The organism is Flavobacterium sp. 90 (assembly GCF_004339525.1).
Taxonomy (GTDB): Bacteria; Bacteroidota; Bacteroidia; order Flavobacteriales; family Flavobacteriaceae; genus Flavobacterium.
Map to the genome: position 1 here is coordinate 550,984 of NZ_SMGE01000001.1, position 23,009 is coordinate 573,992.

Here is a 23,009-nt window from a genome sequence, read left to right on the forward strand (position 1 = left end):
TCATGGCTATGCAGACAGGAGAAAACGAACAGGCGCTGAGAAAAATCTTAGATATGACAAGACTCATCAGCATCATTATTTTAGTAATCCATTTTTATTATTACTGCTATGCTGCCTTTCGGGAGTGGTATCTGGTGAGCGGGTTCAGTGATAAAATCATGGCTAATATTTACCATACAGGACTATTCAGTAATTTTCATAAATCCAAACTCTTTGCTCTGGGATTTTTAATCATTTCTTTAATTGGCGCAAAAGGGCGAAAAGATGAAAAACTGAATTACAAAACAGCTTTTGCTTACATCATTACGGGGATTCTGATTTATTTTATAAGTTGTCTTTCACTATACCTGAAAATAGAATTAATGCCGGCAGCAATTGCCTATATGACCATAACTTCCAGTGGCTTTCTTCTGATGCTTTCCGGAGGTACGCTATTGTCTCGTATTATAAAAAACAGGCTGAACGGCAAGGATATTTTTAATAACGAAAATGAAACTTTCCCCCAAGAAGAAAGATTCTTGGATAATGAATATTCCATCAACCTTCCGGCCCGCTATCATTTAAAGGATAAGATAAGGGACAGCTGGATAAACATTATTAATCCCTTTCGGGGACTGCTAGTTTCCGGTACTCCCGGATCCGGGAAATCTTATTTCGTCATACGCCATGTCATTACCCAGCACATCCGTAAACAATTCACCATGTTTGTTTATGATTTCAAGTTTGATGACCTAACCAGAATTGTCTATAATACCTGGCTTAAATACAAACATCACTATCCGAAATTACCACAGTTTTATGTCATTAATTTTGATGACCTTACCCGGACCAATCGATGTAATCCTTTAGAGCCATCTGGCATGAGTGACATTACGGATGCTTCAGAATCAGCGCGTACTATTTTGCTCGGACTCAACAGGGAATGGATCAAAAGACAGGGTGATTTTTTTGTGGAATCTCCGATTAATTTTCTCTCAGCTATAATATGGTATTTACGAAAATACAAAGACGGCGAATTCTGTACACTTCCCCATGTAATTGAACTCATGCAGGAAGATTACGATAGTCTCTTTACGCTGCTTAGAACCGAAAAAGAAATCGAAGTGCTCATTAATCCTTTTGTGAATGCCTATTTAAATAACGTAATGGACCAGTTGGAGGGTCAAATTGCTTCGGCAAAAATTGCCATGGCTCGTCTTTCCTCTCCACAATTGTATTATGTTTTATCCGGCAGTGATTTTACTTTGGACATCAATAATCCGGACGATCCTAAAATTGTATGCATGGGAAATAATCCGCAGAAAATCCAAATATATGGAGCTGTATTGTCACTTTACGTGAACCGATTGGTAAAGCAGGTAAATCAAAAAAAGAAACAAAAAAGCAGTCTGATATTCGATGAATTTCCAACCATTTATCTAAACAATATGGACAGTTTGATTGCCACAGCTAGAAGCAATAAAGTAGCAACTTGTTTGGGTATTCAGGATTTTAGCCAGCTGCGTAAAGATTATGGACGGGAACAGGCAGATGTGATTATGAATATTGTTGGAAACGTAGTCAGCGGACAGGTTACAGGAGATACTGCTAAACAATTATCGGAACGTTTTGGGAAAATTATGCAGGACAGGGAAAGCCTTTCCATTAATAGCGGAGATACTTCTATAAGCCGGTCCAAACAATTGGAATCCGCAGTTCCTCCATCCAAAATTTCCGGACTTAGTTCCGGTGAATTCGTAGGTATGGTAGCGGATGACCCTGATTGTAAAATAGAACTTAAAACCTTTCATTCTGAAATAGTAAATGACCATAAAGCATTAAAAAAAGAACAGGATCAATATGTCGATATTCCTGTTATTCGCAAAGTTGATAATCCAATGGTACAGCGGAATTACTTACAGATAAAAAAGGATATCAAGGATATTATTTATGCTGAAAAGGAAAGACTATTAAATGATCCTGAATTGAAGAATTTAGTGATTAAGAAATAAACAATTAAACTCAGAAATAATGATACAGCAGCAATTTACCGATATCAATTAATAAAACAATCCAGATCAAATGCTATTGCAGCAGTTAATACTGAAATGATTAACCTTTACTGGAATATTGGGCAGTACATTCACAATCGTATCGAAACAGAACGGTCGGGGAAATCAGTGCAAAAGAACTTGATGATTTTTTTAAATCATTCTTGTAAATTTGAAAAAAAAGCAATCATTTATGATAATGTAAATTCTAATTTTTCTTTCCACTTTTCCCAATTGGGAGATAATGTATTTTGTAAATCATAGAATTCCTTTTTATGATTGTAATGCACTAAATGACATAGTTCGTGAATTACGACATATTCAATACTTCCTTTTGGGGCTTTTATTAATTCTGTATTTAGAATTATTTTGCCAGATTTAGTACAACTGCCCCAACGTTTTTGCATGAATCTTATATCTAAAACCGGTTTTTCAATTTTATACTTATTGAATTTTTCTATAGAACTATCCAGCACTTCTTCAAAGTGAAAGATTGCTTTTTCCTTGTACCATTCATTTAATTTTCTTTCTAAATATTCTGGATTAGTTTTTTTTGTTTTCATAATCATCGCTCCTCTATAAAGTTTAATTTCATTTATAGTATCTTCAATGATTTGTAATTTATATTGTCTTCCTAAATACAAATGAGTTTCTCCATTAATATATTTGCGCTCAGGTGTGTTTGGTTTGTAACTACAAAAAAAGGCTTGTTGTTTCAAGATCCAATTGGCTTTTAATTTTACCTTTTTATTGATGTCTATTAAATTCGTATCATTTGGAGCAATAACCGATACCAATCCGTCAGGCAATACTTTTATGCCTAATGACTTTCTTTCGGCAAAAGACAATTTATATTCAATGCTTTTGCTTCCATACTTTACTTGTTGGATTGAATTAAGCATTAAAGGTATTTTAGTTTAGCTATTTTAATTACTTCGTCTATTAATTCATCTATTTTATCAAAAGAGAATTGCGTATCGTATTGTTGCTGTTTTTCGAAAAGTAAATCATCAAGATTGTTTTTCAATTCTTTCTCAATTTCTGTATTGGTTTGCCAATCAATAATAAGTGTATTGTTTTCAAACACTATATTCTTAATACAATCTTCTATCTCTAATGCTGTACGGGCTTGTACTTCTTTTGGCTCTGGTGCATTACTAAAACTATTCTCTAAAACTGCATTTATCAGATTATAAAAAGCAATTACATTAGGTTTGTCTTGGATAGCATTTGGAACATTATTTTGTTTTCCGGTCAGGAATTGATTTTCGTATACTTTAGCTTTTTGTAAATATAATGCTTCATCAATTCGATGCTGATGATAATCGTTTATGGCTTCTCTTATTAATGCCGATAAACTTTTGTAGAAGATTGGATCTTCATTCATTTTAACATTAATTGCCTTAACCGTACGAGTTGCAATATGGTCGGCTTTTGCAGCTTTACCTATTATTTTTTCTACCTCAGCTTCTCTTTTTTCTCTATCAAAAATATTCACGAGTTCGGTTATTTTCAATACTTCACCTTCCGTTGTAATATGTTTGTCTATTAACTTTTGAACTTGTGGTTCATAAGCTGCATAATCTAAATCATCAAAATATCTTCGTTTAACATCAACTCTTAATTGCAAGAAAAACTTACTGTCTTGTTTGTATTTATCAATAGTTTTCTCGTTTTTAATATCATTAAACTCTATAGATGCCATTGCTAATTTGAACAAACGAACAAAAGCAGAAAGCTTTTCATAAAAAGGATGTCTTATGCTTTCGTCACTTAATAATTCGGAATAGGCTTCTGCATCGTATTTGTTTTTTATCGTTTTGAAAATATCCCATAACTCGCTATGTGCTTGTGGTAATTTTTCTATTTCCTTATTGATGTTTATAATTGTTCCGGATAATTCTTCTAACTCAAAATCATTTAAACCACTATAGGTATTTAGAGCATTGTCCAGATTTTCTAAATTCCCAAAATAATCAATTATAAAACCATATTCTTTTCCTGGCGCTACTCTGTTTACCCTTGCAATAGCTTGAAGTAAAGTATGTTCTTTTAAACTTCTAGTAATGTATAATACTTGATTATTTGGTGCATCAAAACCAGTTAATAATTTATCTACTACAATAATTATTTCAGGTTGTTCTTGCTTTTTGAACGCACTAATTACTGATTTTTCGTAATCTAATTGTTTTCCATATTTACCCATCATTGCTTTGTAAAACTTCAAGACTACATCTTCGTTTTCCTCAAAAGCATCTTCGTGATTTTCTCTTGTGTCGGGTGCAGAAATTAACACCTCACAACTTACTTTTCCTATTTCTTTTAAGTATTCTCGGTATTTTATTGCGCTGGTTTTATTGGGTGCTACTAATTGTCCTTTGAAACCAGTCCCTTGAATGTTTGCTTCAAAATGCTCGCTAATATCCCAAGCTCTTGCATAAATCACTTGGTCGGCTTTATTAATTTGATTGGTTGAACTGAATTTTCTTTTTAATGCAACTTTTCCATAAGGTGTTGCAGGTTCCGAAATTTTATCGAAATAGGTGTCTAATGGTTTATCATTTACCTCAATTAGATTGTGTCTTCCCTCATAAAGCAACGGTACTACAGCTTTATCTTCAACGGCATCCGTTATAGAATAAACATCAATTAGGCCTCCAAATTTATTGGCAGTACTTTTTTCTTTTTTCATTAAAGGAGTTCCTGTAAATGCTACAAAGCAGGCATTCGGGAAAACCTTTTGCATTTTTACATTAAACGTACCGTATTGGCTTCGATGTCCTTCATCAATTAACACAAAAATATTAGGAGAAGTAAATCCTTCTTTTGATTGATTTATAGCCGCTTCAAATTTATGTATCAGTGTGGTAATAACTGCGTCAGTAGGACTGTTGATTAATTCAACTAAATGCTTTCCAGTTTGTGCTTCGTCTACATCAACGTGACATTTTTGAAATGTTTCTGTAATTTGGGTATTTAAATCTATTCTATCAGTAACGAGAATTATTTTTGGATTTTTTATGTCTTTTTGAGTTGCAATCATTTGGGCTAACATTACCATTGTTAATGATTTTCCACTTCCTTGTGTGTGCCAAATCACACCACCAGTTCGTTTACCATTAGCATCGGCAACACTAATTTTTTTGAGCGTTTCTTTTATTGCAAAATATTGTTGGTATCTAGTTATTTTTTTAATACCATCGTCATAAACTATATAATTGAAAATCAAATCTAATATTCTTGATTTTTGGCATAAACTGAATACTAATTTATCTTGCTCTGTTACAATTATTTCTTCTTCTTCCAATTGATTGAAATAATATAATACACTGCTAAATCGTTGTTTGAAAATCGCTGTTCGTTCTGTATTAGGTAATTCGCTGTTTTTTAGCTGTCTAATTGCATCGCCATACTGTATTCCTTCTTCCTTGGTACGGAATACCTCTTTCCAGACACTCCAAAACTCTTTTTGTGTAGCTGTTGTGGCATATCTTGCCTCATTTACTGCTAAGGATAATACCATATTAGAATATTGGTATAATCCTCTTATTCCGTCCTCTAATTGGTTTCTTAAATGTTGTGATATTCCTTGTGTTACAGGATCTTTTATCACATTGCTTTTACATTCAATTACTACCATTGGAATTCCATTAATAAATAAAACAATATCTGGACGGTAGGTGTCGTTTCTTTCACTACGCAATACGGCAAACTCTTCGGTAACGTGGAATGTATTATTCTCTATGTTTTTCCAATCGATATATTGAAAAGAGAAACTTTTTTTATCATTTAGAATGGTTTGTTCCAAACTTTTACCCAAAGTTATTAAATCGTAAAATGCTTGATTTGCCTTTATAAAACCATCTTGTATCGGTAATTCTCGCAAGGCTATAATGGCGGAATTGATATTACTATCTGAAAAAGAAAACTCTTTGTCTTTGTATTGAATACTATTTATTTTTTCGAGTTGTTTTTTTAAAATAGGTTCCAGCAATACATTACTGGTTCTTCCGCCACGTAATTCCATTGCTTCGTCTGGTGACACATATTGATACCCCATTTTTATGAGTAACTGCAATGCCGGAATTTGACTAATATGATCTTCTATATACGATGGAATACTCATTAGGATTCTGTGTTTTTTGATTGATTGTACAATTCTCCCAATTCGTGTAATTTAGCTTGGAGTAGTTTTTTATCAATTAATTTTGTGGTGTACTCTGCTACTTTTGTTGGAGACAGTGAACGGCTCATTGCAATTTCTACAATTTCATCGTCTTTACTTTTACAAAGAATTATTCCAATACTCGGATTTTCGTGTGGCTGTTTATGATCCCTGTCGAGTGCTTCTAAATAGAAGTTCATTTTACCTAAATACTCCGGTTTGAAATCGGTAATTTTTAGTTCAAAAGCCACCAAACATTGTAATGATCTGTGATAGAATAATAAATCTACTTCATAATCTCTATTAGATACTTGTACTCTGTATTCTTCGCCAACAAAAGAAAAATTATTTCCAATTTCTAAAATAAATTTCTTTAAGTTTTTTACTATTGATTTTTGTAAATCACTTTCACTGAAATCATCACCTAATTCTAAAAACTCTAATGAATAAATGTCTTTTAAGTGCTCGTTTATTTTGGCTGGTAATTGTGTCACCAGTGGCGACACTTTTTTATTACTTAAGGCATAGCGTTCAAATAAACCACTATCGATTTGTCTTCTGACTTCTAATTTGCCCCATTTCTCTTTCGAAGCCATAATCAAGTAAAACAATTTTTCTTCTGGCAACTTACAGGCTGATAAAATCTCTAAATGAACTGACCAACTCAATTGTGTCTGCAATGCGGACACAATTGTTTTTTCGTCATTATCATTAGTGTTTTCTAATTGTGTCGCCAGTGGCGACACTTTTTCATTGTGTGCTTTTTGCAATTGAGTCAACGCAGTTGATACAAACTCAAAACTTAAATGTGTCGGCGGTGCTGACACATTTTTATTATTTTGATTTTCAATATTTAGACTAGTAATATTTTGAAATATAACATCAAATTCCGATCCTGGACAATAGGTTTCGTAAAACTGCTTCATACGGTATAAACCCCTACGATTAAAGGATTTTAATGTAGGAATTTCAGCTTGAATATAATCTGCCAATTGTTGTACTGTACCTTGTCCCCAATTACCTTGTGCCACTTTTTGGCTAACTGTTTTACCAATATTAAAGTATAATGTTACCAAAGCAGTATTGGTATATTGTCTAACTCTGCCTTGTGCTTGTTGTATTAGATTTACAATATTGCTAAATTCTGGATTTTGAATGTTGCTCATAAATTAACTATTTACAATTTCTATCACTTTTGTAAATCCATCATTAGCAGTATTTTGGTCATAAAGAAATAACGGCATATCTGCTTTCGGCATCCAAACTCTTCCTAATTCCACTGCTTTAGCTATAGGAATTGCAGGGAAAATATGGATTGGAGTTTGTGCATCATATTTAGCTTTTATTTGATTAAATAATTGTCTAATTGCAATACTAAAATCTTCTAAATGTTTTTTACTCTTTAAATAATCATTAAATGGATTATCTATTGTAAATGTAAAAACATCGCATTCTTCGCCTAAAACTTGAGTAATTCTATCATTAGTAATGGTAGCACTTAAAGAAATATTTAAAGCCACCGTTTTATGCTTTTTCACAGGTTCTATTAGTCTATATTTTACCTCTGTGGTATCATCATCTAAATTCCAAGTATTAGGATTGCGTACTTTTTGATGAATATTAGCCGTATAAATATCATTGATAAGTGTACCTAATTTTATAAGTAATGGAATTGGCGCAAAAGCAAAGACGGATAAATGCTTAATTTCTCCTTTTGCATAATTCTGGAATAATTTCCTATCGAATTGTGCTTCTAAATTTGCTATTTCAGTTGTCCAAAACGCACTGTCTCTATCTCTTTGTACACTATTGGATAAACTTAAATCAATAGTGTCAGCAATTGCTGGATAATAGGTTGGATAAAGAAATTGGCTTACTGTTTGGTAACTCATTTCTGGTGTAAACACCCCTACATTAGCTTTGTAAGTAAGTATATGGCTATACATATTTGGTGCAATAGCTGTAACATTCTCAATGCGCTCTTCGTGTTCTTTTTTCATATCCATTAATTCTGATACAGAAAAATGTATGCCGTTTTCAGCATCAATTCTTCTATGGCAACCATCACATAGTAGCATTAAATTTGATACCGCATTTGCTAAAATTGGAGATTGAATCACATCGCCTCTAGGTCCTGTCGATTTATCTCCAACAATGTGAGCAATATATGATTTATTAAAATCTCTTTTTGTAATTAAATCTTTGTATAATGATTGATTACAGCCTCTAAACTGACAACGCCCAGCAGATTTTACTAAAAGTTGATTTTTTATTTTAGGTGGAATAGATGTATTGCTCATTGCTTTTAATTATTGGTTTTTACTCTCACTTTTCCAGTTAATAACTGTTGCATCAATCCTTTTTTCTGTAATCGTAAGGTTTCTAATTTTTGTTCATACTGTCTTAATTCTGCATTTGCTGTATCTAGAATTTCAACGATTTCATTTTGTTTATCTATAGTGGCAGGTATTTTAATATGAATTTTATAAAGTTCTCGTGGTTGAATACGTTTTGAACCGGTACCAGTAGAAATATCTTCAAGTTTTTCAAAAAAATGCACTCTTGAAAAATAATATAAAATATAATTTATATTAAAATTTACATTTACATCAAAAGCAGGTATGTCCGAACTGCTTTCAAATCCATCTAACTCATTTGGGATAATACCGAACGCTCCTTTATGCAAATTTTGTTTACCATAAATAAATTGTCCAGCTTTTCTTAAATAATATGCAGTCGCCTCTTCTATTTCACTTCCTCTAACTCCTCTTTTCTCAATTCCTTTTAAATTCAATCTTACTGTAATTCTTTTATTTACATTTGAATTGATAGCAGGAATTTTACTTTCGACAAATATGTCTCCTAATTTTACTTTTAATTCCTCATTTTCAATTATCAATTTATTTAAAAGGCCTTTATTTCTAACTTTTAAATTATCAATAATCAATTTACAATAATCAATAGCTATATCCCAGATAGATAATACTGATGCTATTTTTTGTTGTTCTTTAATCGGAGGTAATAAACAAGGGATCTTACTCAAAGAATCCTTAGTAAGTTTATATCTACCTACACCTTGTCTAGTTAAGTAAGGTGTCAATTCTTTATGATTAAAATAATAGAAAAACCATTCTGTTAGATTCTCTATTCCTTCTATTATATGTGCATGGTTATTTACATTAAATTTTCCTTCCACCAATAAAGTCATTGGAAGCTCTTTCCATTTTAAAAAGTGATCCCCATCTTCTCCAATAAGTGCATATTTTCCCTCAATTCTATAATTGTCTATGTAGCCCTGAATCTTAGTGGGACCATAATATGGATACTCGCCTTTTATTTTATTTCTTTCATCCTGACTAATTGGCAATCTAAGATTATTACAAATCTTAAATGCTTCTCCTACAGGTTTTATGTACCAATCCACAGGAATGATGCCAATAGGACTATCCTTATAGTCGTTAGTTATTTGTTTAGCCATTACCTTTATCATCGTGTTATTATTCATAGTTAAATCCACCTTTATAATTTATAATCGGAGTAATCCATAAAAAAATATTTTATAAATCCTCATTTGATAACAAAATTTCTTTTTTTTACTGTTGATTTTATTTTCTAACAACTTTAATCATATATGCATTAATGCAACCTGTATTGGTTATTAAATCGCCATAATCTGCCTCTGGATCAAAGCTAAAATTACGAAATTCTTCCGCAGGAATATTGACAATACTTGTATCAATTAACTCAAATAATAACTCGGGATATATATATGCCATTTCTTCAAAATATTTTTGCCAATTTTTTTTTTCAAAAGAAGTTTTGTTATCAATTTGAATACTTGTCAAGGTAGAATTATCATTATCAAATCTTTTAAAAAAACAGGTAAAGCAAGCCTGAATGCTATTTATACCTATTTCGTCTTTTAGACTAACAGCTTGTGCCATTCTGTTTACATCTTTTCTGATTTTTTTATCTGATTGATTTATTGATTTAATCTCAATACCAATTAATGATTTTTGGGTTGTTCCCCATTCTCCAGAAAATCTACTATCACTAGTTAAAACTATGTCAATTCTTTTTGATTTACTATCTTCAGGCGAATGTTTTTTTCTTCCTATATATTTTTGATCAAAGACGCCTCCTTCAAAAATAAATAATGGAAATGCATTATTATAGAAGTCATTTAAGGAATATTCTAGATTAATATAAATATCATTTTGGAAACTAAATTTTTCTAAATTTTGAGCTACATTAACCACAATCAAATATTCGATTACCCTAGACTGTAAATCGGAATAATTTTGTGTAAAAAGTATATTTTGTTTGTATCCTTGAATTAATCCATCTTTGATTAATTCTTGCACATCTAAAACAATATTTTTTTTAATTCTTGTAGTTAGATTGCTAGTCATAGTGATTTTAGTTTCGTAATAAATCAATTAGATTTATAGGTTAATTATTTTTATTTGTCAGATGATTTCGGTGAATTTTTAATTGGATGTACTCCGCCACCTGTCCATTCTCCGGTACCTAACCAAATTTCGTAATGGTATAACCACTCATAAGCCCAAGGAATAATCGTTGTTGCTAACAACATTGATTTATTCCACTCACTCCCATCAGGATAATACAAACAGAGATGTTGTTTCTTTTGGTCATAACAATGGGGCAATTTTGATTCTCCTATTGCTAACTCAAGTTTAGGATTTAGAACGTAAATTTTAGGTGCACTTGTTGTTTTTGATGATCCTAATCTATTTCTTGATCCATTTATTTTATAAACTAATTTAATCTCATATTTAGCGCCTAAAGGAGAAGGTATAATAGTATGCGTCCAAGTTAGTTCTTGGTCGTGAAAAGTTGTTACCGTTGTATCTGGATACATCTTTTTTATATTGGCGACTTGAATTGCAATTGATACGTGATTATTCTTCTGAGCCATAAAAATTATGAGGTTTAATTGCACTTGTTCCTGTTGAAGTTAATCCAACTGCAGCATTAAAATTATTTATACCACCATCAGTCATTAATTTCGTTTTGTTTCCAATATTTGTAAATGCCTTTTTAACCGCATTTTCTCCAAATGATTCTGAAAGATTTCTGATAATATTATGCTGACCACTTTGTTGTCCAGCATTATTAATATCAAATTTCACCTTTTTCAACCAATCATTAAACTTTTTTTCTTTGGCTGGGGTATCTCTCCAACGGTCAGCAAAGTTTTCAGAAAGATTAACAGGATTACCCACAAATCTGTATGCTTCTCCAGTATCTTGGTCAATTGCATCTTCCACAAATAAGTGCATTCTATCAATTACTCCAACCAAAGCATCAAGGACATTGGTTTGTCCTTCATAAGCATAAGCCGCTAAAGTGGTAATAATTATTGATATTGGTTTTTCTTTATCATCCTTAAACATCATATCTCTATGACGCTTTAAAATTTGAACCACTCTCTGTAAAGGCAATCTTCTCTTTTGGAATTTAGGTACTGGTTTAATAGATTCGTTTAAAGAGAAAAGTTTGAGATTACTAGTTTCTGCTCTGTCGATAAACCATTTTGCATAACCAAAAGGATTACTTTGCAACCAATTATCAGGATCAGTTGCCACTTCATAGTTTAATAACTCTTTATCTGTTATTCTAATTGCCAAACTATCAAAATTAATGTTTCTAGATTCTGAAAAAAATTTGGTCAATACGACATTGTAGCCATTAGCAATAACAGCCGGCAGAATATCCATATGGTACTGGTCGTTATTTACCGAGTTTTCCCTGTACTTCAAAGTCCAGCATCTTCTTCCTTCTTCATCAAGAATAGATTCATATTTTTTATGAGCTTCTAACTGTTCCTTGACAATATCCTTTAAGTCTTTTTGTGTCCATTGAGGATTTTTACCTGTTAATTCACATACTAAATCAATGTCAATATCCTGACCATCTGTATAAGGCTGAATAGTTGTCCCAATTAAAAATGAGCCTTGAGGTTTTACACTTGGACTGTAAGGTTTTAATTTTGATTCATCACTACAAAGCCAATTACCAACCGCATTGTAACTGGTTACAGCTGCATTAAATTGACTTTCAGTTATGTCAAGAGTTTCTCCTAATTCGTCTAATATTTCGCTGAATTCTGTTTTCTGTTGTATTGTTAGCATATTATATTAAATTTAGGTCTTTCAAGTAGTTTTCCATTTGGTTTTCTACTTCGGTTAGTTGTTTTTTCAGTTCTGTAATATTGGTATGCGTGGCTTTAATATCTACTTCTTCCTCTTCTTCAAATGTGTCTACATAACGGGGAATATTAAGGTTATAATCGTTTTCGATAATATCCGCCATTGTAGCACGATAGCTGTATTTGTCTTCTACAGCAGCCCCTTTTTCGGTGGTTAGGGGTGTAGCAGCTTTAAAAGCCTTGAATGCTGTTACAATATGCTCGATGTCACTATCTCTTAATTTATTTTGATTTTTGTCATTCTCAAATTCACGACTGGCATCAATAAATAAAATGTCTTTATTGGTTCCTTTTCCTCTGTTAAAAATTAATATAGCGGCTGGAATTCCTGTGCCAAAAAATAGGTTAGCAGGCAAACCGATAACAGCCTCCAATAAATTTTCATCAATTAGTTTTTTACGGATTTGTCCTTCGCTACTGCTGCGAAACAATACGCCGTGTGGTACAATAACCCCAACTTTTCCAACGTCTTCGTATGTAGTTTCTATCATGTGACTGATAAAAGCATAATCTCCTTTGCTCTTTGGAGGAACGCCTCTGTGAAAACGGTTGAATTGGTCAGAAGCCGCTGTATCAGCTCCCCATTTGTCGAGTGAAAATGGTGGATTCGCTCCCACAATATGGAACTTCATCAGTTGATCATTTTCCAATAATTTTGGATTATTGATGGTATCTCCCCATTCTATAGTAGCACTGTCTTGTTCGTGCAAAAACATATTCATACGGCATAATGCCCAAGTGCTACCGTTATTTTCTTGACCGTAAAGTGAATAATTTTTACCTTCTATTTCATCAGCCATTTTAATCAACAAAGAACCCGACCCTGCAGTGGGATCACACATTCTATTGCCCGGTTGCGGATCCAATAGTTTCGCTAATAGCGTACTGACTTCACTTGGCGTATAGAATTCTCCTGATTTCTTGCCACTTTCTCCTGCAAATTTTGAGATTAGAAATTCATAACTATCTCCAATGATGTCGTTGTCTTTTAAATGTGATGGCTGTAAGTCTAATTGTGAAAAATCAACCAATAGGTTTTTCATAATAGCATTACGTTGTTTGGTTTGACCAAAAACTGTTTCAGAATTAAAAGAAATACTACGGAAAACCATTGCTAATTTAGAACGGTTGGCATCCTCTAGAGCTGTTAATCCGATGTCAATAATTTCACCAATGTTAGCTTCATTTCGATTTTGAAACAAGTAATCAAAATTGCTAATTTCCGGCAATATGAAACGCTCTCTTTGTAATTGGCGCTTTATCATTTCTTCATTATCGGGATATTTAATACGGTATTGTTCTACTTTGTCCTTCCAAACATCAGATAGATATTTTATAAACAATAGTGTCAATATATAATCCTTGTATTGTTCACTTCCCATTACTGGGCGTAAAGTATCGCAAGCCTTCCAAACAATATTATTGATTTCCTTTTGGGTTATTTTATTCTCTGCCATAGTGGTTATTTTTTGGAGCTATTCTTTTTTATTGTTGTTTATTAAATCATTTAAAGAAACAATATTGTTCTTTTCTAAATACGTACCTAAATGCATATCACTTCTTACATTCAAATCTATGTTATAATTTTGTTCGATAGTACCTATGTGTGTATCACTTCTTTTTTTTCTTAATTCTCCGTTGTCATTTCTACTTCTTTCTCCTCTCATTCCGGGAGCATCATTTTTTACTTTTGGCATCTTGTAATTATTTTATAATTGTTGAAATTGTTGTTTGAAATAACTTTTGTTTCTCTTTCATTATAGCATTGGTAAGCTCCATATCTTTCAGATATAGCTCTTGTAATGCCACCACTTTTTGCTGTTCTTCTAATGGTATTAGATTAAAAGTAAAGTCAGCTAATTCATTTTTACGAATAGATGGAATTGTACTTCCTGCACCTGATTGCTGAAAGTGCAATAAGTTTTTAGGAAGATTAAGTACTGAAACCAAATAAGCAGGAATAATTCTGGTTTTATCAGTTCGTAAAATAAAAAATATTGAAGAGGCAACCGCCTTACCAAGTTCTTCTTTATATAAGGTAGCAAAAAAGCGAAATCCTTTCGCAACGAAAAGAATATCTTCATTTTGCAATAAGTTAGCTACTGATTTTGGGTCTTCTTCCAAAAAGGTATCATTTTCTCCATTATATTGCCCCATTTCATTGAAATGTTTGGCCTGTAGATATGGAATAGTACCTTTTTTACTTGGTTGTCCGTAATACCCAAACTGAATATTTGCTATTTCTTTTAATTTAACTTCCATTGCATTATTTTTGTAATATTATTCATTTCTGACACAAATATACAAAAACAATTCAAATACACAAGTTTATTTTATTGTATAGTTATTCGTTTTTTTTTAAAACACACTGAATAATAAATATATTCTTATAAAAATTTTAAAAAACAAAGATTTAAAATCTCATAGACACCTCTTTTATTTGCTCTATATTTTTAATACTAACATTGAATTTATAGCTCCCTGGAATTTAAAAATCACATTTTCATTATAGAAAAGCTAAAAAAATTTTCTTAAAGCTTTCACTCGAAACGGACTAAAAGGGCAGCTAAGATAGTGACTTAAGCATGCCCCGTGCGCATAATGGCGGCGCTTCCCTTGCCACCCTTCGGGACTTATAGCACTTACCCATCCTTAAGCCACTTACATCTTGCTTTCTTTTTTCCCGTTTTTTCGTTTTGAAAACAATTTTTGTGGGAGCAGGATTAGAGAGAAACTAAAACAGTAGTAATCTTTAAATTTTAAAATTATGGAAATCACAGGACGATTAACAGCAGATGCATCAGTTCAAAAAGTGAACAATGACAAACAAGTGGTCAATTTCAGCATTGCCATAAATGACAATTACAAACCAAAAGGCAGTACCGAGCTAAAAGAAGTCGTAACCTATATCGAATGTTCGTATTGGTTAAATACTGCTACAGCGAAGTGGCTGAAAAAAGGAACACTCGTACAGCTCTTTGGGCGTATTGGCATGAATGTCTACAATAACAGCGAAGGCGTAGCGGTGGGCAGTTTGACCTTTCACACCAACAATATTAAAATTTTGGTTTTCCCAAAAAAAGTAGAAAGTACTGAGGCCAATACAGCAGTAAAGGAAAAGAAAGCAAAAAAAACAGCAGAAGTACCTTTTTAATAATAGTGTAATCACCTAAAATGTAACATCATGGCACACAATATAAATTACAGCGAGCAGTCAGGAAAACACAGTTTTTTCAGTACTAAACAAAAAGCATGGCACAATTTGGGACAGATTATTACCGATTACCCAACAAGCGCCGAGGCAATTGCGCACGCAGGTTTGGATTATGAAGTAGAAAAACGTAAAATTTTCACAACCAGTTCAGCCGAAATTATTTTGGATAAGCAAACCATTCCGAGTAAAATAGAGGTACCAAATTACTACAGTACGGTGCGCACCGATAATGATGCCGTACTCGGCGTGGTCGGAAAAGACTACCAAATCTTACAAAACAGGGATGCCTTTTCTTTTTTTGACAGCATAGTAGGCGGTGACGGTATCCTATACGAAACCGCAGGGGCACTCGGTAAAGGGGAACGCATTTTTATAACCGCTAAACTCCCTGATTATATCAGGGTTGGAAACGATGATTTGATTGAAAAATATCTTTTCCTGACCACTTCCCACGACGGAAGCGGAAGCATTACCGCAGCATTCACGCCCATACGAATTGTATGCAACAATACCCTTAATGCCGCTATGAACAATAAAACCAATACCGTTCGTATTCGTCATACCTCCAATGCCAAACAGCGTTTGGAACAGGCACATAAAGTAATGGGTATATCCGATATGTTATCGTCGCAGATGGAGAATATTTTTAACCATTGGACAAAAATCCGCATCACGGACAATGAAGTAAAAAAATTCATACAGTCCGCCCTTGTTCCGAGTAAAGAGGTGCTTAAAACCATACAAGATGGTAAGGAAGACGAACTCTCGACTTGTTTTACAAATATGGTCGATAGTGCTTTTGAATATGCCATGAGCGACCCGACACAGCTTATGGAAACCACTAAAGGAACTGTCTTTGGGGCATACAATTCTTTGACAGGCTATTTTCAGAATGTGAGAAATTATAAAGATGAAGAGGCTAAATTAACTTCCCTTTTGATGGGTGGAACAGCACAGATTCGCACACAGTCCGCTTTTAATCTTTGTTTGGATTTTGCCACTAAAGGTTCGGATGCCTTGATTCTTAATTAACCAATCAGGACAGGCAGTTCCTGCCTGTCCTTTTAAATCCTTAGATCATGATACAAATAGAAGATAAAAACGGAGAAAACGTTGAGGTTGCCAATTTAACCCAAGCCATTGAGCAGGCAGATTATTTCAGAAATTTTGCCCACAGCGACAAACTCTTTGAAAAGTTTGATAAAAAACAGCAAGCCTATTGGCAGGACATGTACGAAAAGTTAGTAGCAATTAGTGATTTAGATGTTGAACAAACTAAAGAGTAAAGCAATGGAAACCAATTTTTTTAAATCAATCCTCGCCTTGCAGGTAGCAGGTAATTGGAAAATAAACATAGCCAAAGAAGAGACAGACAAACTCATTGTATCAGTATTGTTTTTTAACGATGCCATTGGCGATGATGCCCGAAAAAAAGTACCGCCCATTTTGCTAAAAGGTACAGCCGAAGAACTCGACAGCGGATTTTTTCAGGCAATTGCAGAGCCTGTGCAAGATACAGCGAAGCTTTTTGCCAATATGGAGCAGTTCCTAAAAGAAAAAGAACAGGCAAAAGTGAGTTCCCAAATGGAAAAGGACAACATTCTTAAAAGGGATAAGGAAAAATCAGAATTGCAGAAACAGTACGAATCAGCCATGAAAAAAGCAGAGGAACTCGAAACGGCAGGTAAATTTAAGGAAGCGTGGATGAAAGTGCCACAGGCTGACCTGTATCCTGAATACAAGGACATCATTCACGCCCGCAAAGCCGAACTTTCCGACAAGTTCCCTGTTGACCTTTTCAATGACCCTAATACAGACGAACCATGTTAACAGCGACAACCTTAGAGCGCATCTTTATCTTCAGGGATAAAGAGCAGGAGATTTGCCTTGCCGACCCATCGCCATCATTCAGTCCTGAAGCGGTACTCAATTTTTATGCCCAGACCTATCCGATTTTAACCACGGCAACCATAGAAGGACCAAGTATAAACAACGATGCGGTGCAGTATAAATTTATATCACAAATCGGCACAAAAGGATAAACTATGAAAACGAAAATCATAACAGGTAGTATCCAACTGCCTAAAAACAAAAAGCTATGCAGACTATACAGACAGTTAGGGGAATTCGCAGAAAACACAAACCGATTACCCGATGCGCAGGAAGTAAAAAAGAACCCCAACAGCTCAGCTCCGCTCGAACTCCTGCCGATGGTTTTCTAAGGTATTCCTTTTTACCATTGTTCGAAAAAGGCAAAAAGTTACCCGACCAATTGCAGGTAGAAAATGATTTTTTCAATTCGCTTGCTATCCTGAAAAGGCTGTACGGTTTTGAAACAATAGATATTGTAAACAAATCCTATCCGTATAATATCCTCTTGGTATACGCAGACATTCAGAAACAGCTTATTAAAGCGGGGCAGGATATTCAGCTCAAAATAATACAGGATGATGATGGCACGGTAAAATTAGCAACGAATCACACCTATAACACAAGTAATACTTTGTATTATATTCCTGTATTGCCGTTATTCCGATTGTTACAAAACAGGAAACAGAAACAAACCGCAGAAGTATTGCTCTCTGTTTTTGCTTATCTCTATCATATTGCAGGAATTCCCTATTACAGGGAAGACAGCAGTTGTCTGTATTATCACTATGAATGTATGGAAGAATGGCTTTTAGAGGATTTACAGGATGAGGAGTCTGAATCGGGTAACAGCATGGTTTCAGAATTGAACAAGGCTGTTTATTATGGGGACATAATGCTCCGTAAAATTTACAATCCCTATCATTTGAAAGCCTTTGAGAAACGTATAGAAAATTATAAACCAAGCACCTCTTTTGAAAAGGACTGCCTGAGTGTTGGCAGACAAGCATTGGCATTACTTCGCGAATATCCAGGCGATACTATTTTCAGGAATACTTCCACTCGGGAATTTGACAGTGAAGAAGGGATTATAAGGGCAGAGCAGTATATTTCTTTTATAGCAGACACCGATGGAGCACTTTATGAGAATATTGCACGGGTTGTCAATGACGAATTTAATGAATGCTCCCAAATGGAAGAACCCACAGTACTGCAAATCTATGATACCCAAAACGAGCTGTCCAATACGGTGCTTGATTTTGAGTACCGATTATTTCCACTCCTAAATGATTTATGCACCATTTTAAACAATATGCCATGAAAGATATAACCACCGCATTTGGAACATTGTACAATCCTGTAAAAGCCTTTGTCGTCTATCAGAAAAATTCCGCTGAAAAATCCATTTATGTGGAAGCCTATGACATGGATAAAAATGGCTGTCCAATTAATGCCCATCCCTTAAGCCTTAGGGAAAGCACACAGCTTGCGGGTGCCTTGGACACTTCGGAAGAACTGACACGCAGATTCTTAAAACCATCGGGACTGCTTCCCAAAAATATACTGTATCTAAATCCGGAGCAGGGTGGTTATGTCATTTGGTACACGCCTGCTCAAAAAGTTGATTTGTTTTTCGTGGAGGGTTTAGGCATTGCAAACGGCAAAGCATCCGTACCGCCATTGTTATGGAAAGCTTCAAAAAATACCTTATCCATTTATGCAATGGACACCCAAATAGAAATAAACGAACAGACTGCCCTTTACCATGCCCCTTTTTGTAATGTGTATAAAGACGGTAAGGTCTGCCTCGGTACAGTATCAGTTAACATACAGGCAGATTGTCTCTTGGAAGAATTCATTTCGCTTTGGGAACAGTATTTTTTCAACAGCTATTTCAGTCACGTGATTGGAAATACAAGTCCTGTAAAAGGAAACATTATTCAGCTTTGGCAGAAACTTGTGGGTCGTTCAAAGACATTCCCCCTGAAATCCTTACTTAAAAATGGTTTAACAATTAAAAATCTATTATCATGAACTCACTCAAACCCATGCATTATACAGCTAATTACCTGATAAATCCTACCAATCCCATTACGGTAAACCTCATTGGCGCAGGAGGAACGGGAAGCAGGATGCTGACAGAACTAGCAAGAATCAATCACAGCCTTATCGCTTTGGGTCATGCAGGATTACACGTCAATTTATTTGATGATGATGTGGTAACCACAGCCAATCAGGGCAGACAGCTTTTTGCAGATGCTGAGGTAGGACTTCCCAAAGCCGTAGCGCTTATCAATCGCACCAACCGCTTTTTTGGAACGAATTGGAAAGCCTTAACCGAACAGTTTAGTACCAACAATCTGAAATCCCTGCCCAATGGTGGCAGGGCAAATATTTACGTCAGTTGCGTGGATACCGTAACGGCACGTTTTGATATTGCATCTTTCTTAAAACAGGCTATAGAAAATAGTAATTTTGAACGTTCCAAATCACTCTATTGGCTCGACATCGGAAATTCCCAAAATACAGGGCAAGCCATATTGTCCACTATAGGAGAAATCAAACAGCCGAATTCCAAACTGTACAGGACAGTATCCCATCTTCCGATGGTAACAGATGAATTTAAGGAACTGCTCGAATTGCAGATGGATAATAATGAGCCGAGTTGTTCCCTTGCAGAAGCACTAGAAAAACAGGATTTGTTTATTAATGCTGCACTTGCCAGTATGGGGGCATCACTTTTATGGAAGCTGTTCCGTGAGGGCATGACTGCCCAAAGGGGATTTTTTCTGAATCTTGGCACTTTAAGGTTAGAACCTGTAATGGTGGGCTGAAAAGCCGCCGCCCCGCAATTGGTCTTCCTTTGGTCGGCAATTGCGGGGCGCTTTAAAACGGAACAACATCGTTAGCTCTATTGCTCATTACCCAATCGCAATACAGCTGACGATGTTTGCGTTTTATTGTTTTTGAACAATTTTTTTATATTTTTAGATTCTAAATGCTGACCCCATGCTATACTTTTGCAAGTAGTTTACAAAAAAGTAAAATAGTGCACAAAACCAGTGTGTTGACAAACAATAATTTTGTAAAAATAGAAAATGGAATATTGCGGTAATAATATTAAAAAATTAAAGTTTACACCGAAGTCCTAAATTTAAGTTCAGTTTTTCTATTGATTTTTTTGTAAAATCGAACATTTATACTTCGATTTTCCTACCGAACGCAAAGCCTAAAAAACGTCAGCAGCAAATAAATTGGGAAGAATATTGGCAAAATCATGATAATTATACTATAGACGCTGATTTTAATCCACAAAAGAAATTGAAGATATATATATATATGATATTCAGGCCAGCAGGAATTTTCGATCGTTTTTTTTTAACGCTGTTCCAGTCCATTTCAAAAATTTTCTGCAGCAGATTTTTCAATCCTTGAAAAGTACTCGGTTTAACAGCATAAAGGTCAGCACCAAGTTCGAAGGATAGTTCAATATTGTCAGGATTTTTGCTGGTGGAGAGCATGACAATCTTCACTTTTTTCAGATCGCCTTTCGCACTTCGGATTTCTTCAAGGCAGTCAAAACCACTTTTGCCCGGCATATTAATATCAAGGAAAATAATTTCAGGAAGCTGCTTTACAGCCTGTGAAAGCATATCGAGAAGCTGTATCCCATCCTCAGCAGCCGTTACAGCAGCAGGAAGCTTTAAATCCAGCACCGCATCAAAAAATAACATTCTGTCGTCTTCATCATCATCTGCTAAATAAATGATCTTTTGTAAGTTTTGCTGTTCTAACATGATTTCTCATTTTTAATTACAGTTCAAAATTGGATATAAACTGCAGGTGTTATCAAAAAAACATTTAGCCTCTGTCAATCCTCAAGCGATCGATTACATTCGTGGAACATCTAGCTTGTAAAAGTAAGTATTTTTACCTAAAAAATCACTTTTAAAATGTTATAAAAACATTCATAAAGTAAAAAACTGGTTCTGTCGCATCTGAGAATAACTTTTGTCTTTGGAATTTAAACCCATCGAAAAATGAACACGAAAGGTCATTGCTATCCGAAGTCTATTATATTGCAGGCAGTATATTTTAAGCTTAGGCTGACATTAAGCTATCGGGATGTTGAAGAGATCATGAAAATGCGAGGAGTTCATGTTGATCATGCTGGCATTCAGCGCTGGGTATAAGTTTGCATCGTTAGTAGAGATGCAAATGAAAAAACGCAAAGTACAAGTTGGCAGTAGTTGAAGAATGGACGAGACTTATATTAAGATTAAAGGGCAATGGTGTTATTTTATATAGGGCTGATAGGTCTGGCAATACAGTCGATTTCTTATTAACTAAGAGGAGGCAGAGGATGAGTGCCCAGTCATTTCTAATTAAAGTACTAAAGCTGATTATATTGAAATCGAAAAGGAAGCAAGCATTTTTATATTCGAAAACAATAGTAATTTCATCCTTTAAGATTTCAAAAAAGCCCAGCCAATTAGAAGTTGTCGAATCTGAAGGTCAAGGAAGCAGCTCGGTTGAGGATAGGGCTTTGAAATAACAAATAAAAAGATCGGAGATACATTAATCTTACATTATTTCCCCAGACAATCTACTCCTGTAGGAGTATTAAAATTTGGTACTGAATATAAATTTTTCAAATAAATGGCAAATCAATTTTACAGCTCCCCATTATTTTTCTTCACCGGCTATCATCTCGAGCTTAGCTACAATTCTGGCAAGACTATTCTCTAACGAAATTTTGCCGTCACGCCATTCTTTTTTATAAGAATGTCGAGTAATTTGCAGTATAAATTCATTTGTATGGACATATTGGGCAGAATCCTGAAAAACTTCAGGTGTTATCCTTTTTAAAGCTTCCCTAAGATAAATATCGATAGCAATACCATTTTTCATAAAAATAGTACCTGTTTTATTACTGCTTTTTTCAAACTTGTGTCCCCTGTATTGCAGCAGCTTAATAAAAGCATCCATAAATAATAAAGCCCTGGGTATATTTTGAGGAGTTACGTTTATATCAAGAACTTTGGAAAAATTTTTACTTGGGTTCGAAGGGTTTTGCTTATTGCTCCAATATGTTTTGGTATTTAATATTAATTTACATGGCTTGGTAAGTTTATTCGGAACAGCCAAAGGTGCATTGGGATCACTTTCTATACTTTTGATCAAGTCAAGTAAAGGTGTTGTTTTAGAGGTACTCCTTAATTGAATTTCATATGTCTTTTTTAAAATTCCGATTGGGTCGTTTTCACTGTTATATTCTGATAGTTCAGGTACATTACTTCTTTTGTAATTGGGCTTTAGCCAATAATTACTGTTAGGTAAAGGAATCTTGAGTTTGTGGCAGGCATTTTTTATTCCCATACTGGAAATACCATAATCCTTCTTTATTTGAGCGATAGAGAATTTCCAAACCAGGTTGTAAAGTTCTAATCGGGTAAAAAAAACTTTCTCCATAAATTAATAAAATAATTACAAGTT

24 protein-coding genes are annotated in these 23,009 nt (G+C 34.3%); 11 read left to right on the forward strand and 13 right to left on the reverse strand.

Translation table 11 applies throughout. The features are described 5' to 3' along the window. Positions 1-8 precede the first annotated feature (8 nt). Both mobC and C8C83_RS02390 read left to right on the forward strand, forming a co-directional pair. Complete coding sequence (gene mobC, locus C8C83_RS02385; RefSeq protein ID WP_121329924.1) at positions 9-1,991, forward strand: conjugal transfer protein MobC; 1,983 nt, start codon at positions 9-11, stop codon at positions 1,989-1,991. A gap of 51 nt (positions 1,992-2,042) precedes the next feature. Further along, positions 2,043-2,294, forward strand: coding sequence for a DUF1016 N-terminal domain-containing protein (locus C8C83_RS02390; RefSeq protein WP_255416712.1), 252 nt, complete (start codon positions 2,043-2,045; stop codon positions 2,292-2,294). On the opposite strand, the gene C8C83_RS02395 is transcribed toward C8C83_RS02390, so the two are convergent. From C8C83_RS02395 to C8C83_RS02445, 11 genes are all read right to left on the reverse strand, one after another. Further along, positions 2,222-2,932 carry a SprT family zinc-dependent metalloprotease gene (locus C8C83_RS02395; RefSeq protein ID WP_121326266.1) on the reverse strand — a complete coding sequence of 237 codons (711 nt, stop codon included), beginning with the start codon at positions 2,930-2,932 and terminating at the stop codon, positions 2,222-2,224. The two genes, C8C83_RS02390 and C8C83_RS02395, sit on opposite strands and share 73 nt — an antisense overlap. Continuing rightward, complete coding sequence (locus tag C8C83_RS02400) at positions 2,932-6,156, reverse strand: HsdR family type I site-specific deoxyribonuclease (RefSeq protein ID WP_121326267.1); 3,225 nt, start codon at positions 6,154-6,156, stop codon at positions 2,932-2,934. Before C8C83_RS02400 ends, C8C83_RS02395 begins: the two co-directional genes overlap by 1 nt. After that, positions 6,156-7,361, reverse strand: a complete 1,206-nt coding sequence (locus tag C8C83_RS02405; RefSeq protein ID WP_121326268.1) for a PDDEXK nuclease domain-containing protein — start codon at positions 7,359-7,361, stop codon at positions 6,156-6,158. Before C8C83_RS02405 ends, C8C83_RS02400 begins: the two co-directional genes overlap by 1 nt. 3 nt (positions 7,362-7,364) lie before the next feature. After that, entirely contained in the window at positions 7,365-8,495 is a 1,131-nt protein-coding gene (locus C8C83_RS02410; protein WP_121326269.1) for an SAVED domain-containing protein, read from the reverse strand. Between the two features lie 5 nt (positions 8,496-8,500). Further along, on the reverse strand, positions 8,501-9,700 hold the full coding sequence (locus C8C83_RS02415; RefSeq protein ID WP_132011641.1) for a restriction endonuclease subunit S: 1,200 nt from the start codon (positions 9,698-9,700) through the stop codon (positions 8,501-8,503). A gap of 100 nt (positions 9,701-9,800) precedes the next feature. Then, entirely contained in the window at positions 9,801-10,607 is an 807-nt protein-coding gene (locus C8C83_RS02420) for a hypothetical protein (RefSeq protein WP_121326271.1), read from the reverse strand. A 50-nt stretch (positions 10,608-10,657) separates the two neighbouring features. Continuing rightward, entirely contained in the window at positions 10,658-11,137 is a 480-nt protein-coding gene (locus tag C8C83_RS27325) for a hypothetical protein (RefSeq protein ID WP_199735280.1), read from the reverse strand. Continuing rightward, positions 11,121-12,353: a nucleotidyltransferase gene (locus C8C83_RS02430; RefSeq protein ID WP_121326272.1), complete on the reverse strand. Its 1,233-nt coding sequence runs from the start codon at positions 12,351-12,353 to the stop codon at positions 11,121-11,123. The genes C8C83_RS27325 and C8C83_RS02430 overlap by 17 nt, the downstream gene beginning before the upstream one ends. Before the next feature lies 1 nt (position 12,354). After that, positions 12,355-13,887 (reverse strand): class I SAM-dependent DNA methyltransferase, encoded by a 1,533-nt coding sequence (locus C8C83_RS02435; protein WP_121326273.1) that lies wholly within the window; start codon positions 13,885-13,887, stop codon positions 12,355-12,357. Positions 13,888-13,905: 18 nt separating this feature from the next. Continuing rightward, positions 13,906-14,127 (reverse strand): hypothetical protein, encoded by a 222-nt coding sequence (locus C8C83_RS02440; protein WP_121326274.1) that lies wholly within the window; start codon positions 14,125-14,127, stop codon positions 13,906-13,908. Positions 14,128-14,134: 7 nt separating this feature from the next. Further along, entirely contained in the window at positions 14,135-14,692 is a 558-nt protein-coding gene (locus tag C8C83_RS02445; protein WP_121326275.1) for a restriction endonuclease subunit S, read from the reverse strand. Positions 14,693-15,197: 505 nt separating this feature from the next. On the opposite strand from C8C83_RS02445, the gene C8C83_RS02450 reads away from it, so the two are divergent. From C8C83_RS02450 to C8C83_RS02485, 8 genes are read left to right on the forward strand one after another with little or no spacing between them, the layout of a single operon-like run. Continuing rightward, the gene (locus C8C83_RS02450; RefSeq protein ID WP_121326276.1) at positions 15,198-15,584 is read left to right on the forward strand and encodes a single-stranded DNA-binding protein; all 387 of its coding nucleotides are present in this window, start codon (positions 15,198-15,200) and stop codon (positions 15,582-15,584) included. A gap of 30 nt (positions 15,585-15,614) precedes the next feature. Then, the gene (locus C8C83_RS02455; protein WP_121326277.1) at positions 15,615-16,676 is read left to right on the forward strand and encodes a DUF932 domain-containing protein; all 1,062 of its coding nucleotides are present in this window, start codon (positions 15,615-15,617) and stop codon (positions 16,674-16,676) included. A 47-nt stretch (positions 16,677-16,723) separates the two neighbouring features. Further along, positions 16,724-16,930, forward strand: a complete 207-nt coding sequence (locus C8C83_RS02460) for a hypothetical protein (RefSeq protein ID WP_233565982.1) — start codon at positions 16,724-16,726, stop codon at positions 16,928-16,930. A 4-nt stretch (positions 16,931-16,934) separates the two neighbouring features. Further along, on the forward strand, positions 16,935-17,474 hold the full coding sequence (locus C8C83_RS02465) for a prtrc system protein e (RefSeq protein WP_121329927.1): 540 nt from the start codon (positions 16,935-16,937) through the stop codon (positions 17,472-17,474). After that, the gene (locus tag C8C83_RS02470; RefSeq protein ID WP_072965252.1) at positions 17,468-17,686 is read left to right on the forward strand and encodes a PRTRC system protein C; all 219 of its coding nucleotides are present in this window, start codon (positions 17,468-17,470) and stop codon (positions 17,684-17,686) included. Before C8C83_RS02465 ends, C8C83_RS02470 begins: the two co-directional genes overlap by 7 nt. A gap of 56 nt (positions 17,687-17,742) precedes the next feature. Further along, positions 17,743-18,834 carry a hypothetical protein gene (locus tag C8C83_RS02475; RefSeq protein WP_121326278.1) on the forward strand — a complete coding sequence of 364 codons (1,092 nt, stop codon included), beginning with the start codon at positions 17,743-17,745 and terminating at the stop codon, positions 18,832-18,834. After that, entirely contained in the window at positions 18,831-19,547 is a 717-nt protein-coding gene (locus tag C8C83_RS02480; protein ID WP_121329928.1) for a PRTRC system protein B, read from the forward strand. Before C8C83_RS02475 ends, C8C83_RS02480 begins: the two co-directional genes overlap by 4 nt. Beyond that, a complete protein-coding gene (locus tag C8C83_RS02485) occupies positions 19,544-20,347 on the forward strand; it encodes a PRTRC system ThiF family protein (protein ID WP_121326279.1) in 804 nt (267 codons plus the stop codon). The genes C8C83_RS02480 and C8C83_RS02485 overlap by 4 nt, the downstream gene beginning before the upstream one ends. A gap of 450 nt (positions 20,348-20,797) precedes the next feature. Here the strand turns inward: C8C83_RS02485 and C8C83_RS02490 are convergent, their stop codons facing one another. Then, the gene (locus C8C83_RS02490) at positions 20,798-21,310 is read right to left on the reverse strand and encodes a response regulator (protein ID WP_132011642.1); all 513 of its coding nucleotides are present in this window, start codon (positions 21,308-21,310) and stop codon (positions 20,798-20,800) included. Between the two features lie 443 nt (positions 21,311-21,753). On the opposite strand from C8C83_RS02490, the gene C8C83_RS02495 reads away from it, so the two are divergent. Continuing rightward, positions 21,754-22,068 carry a hypothetical protein gene (locus tag C8C83_RS02495; protein ID WP_121326280.1) on the forward strand — a complete coding sequence of 105 codons (315 nt, stop codon included), beginning with the start codon at positions 21,754-21,756 and terminating at the stop codon, positions 22,066-22,068. A gap of 131 nt (positions 22,069-22,199) precedes the next feature. Here C8C83_RS02495 and C8C83_RS02500 read toward each other — a convergent pair whose 3' ends face one another. Beyond that, positions 22,200-22,985 carry a hypothetical protein gene (locus tag C8C83_RS02500; RefSeq protein ID WP_121326281.1) on the reverse strand — a complete coding sequence of 262 codons (786 nt, stop codon included), beginning with the start codon at positions 22,983-22,985 and terminating at the stop codon, positions 22,200-22,202. Positions 22,986-23,009: the final 24 nt, after the last annotated feature.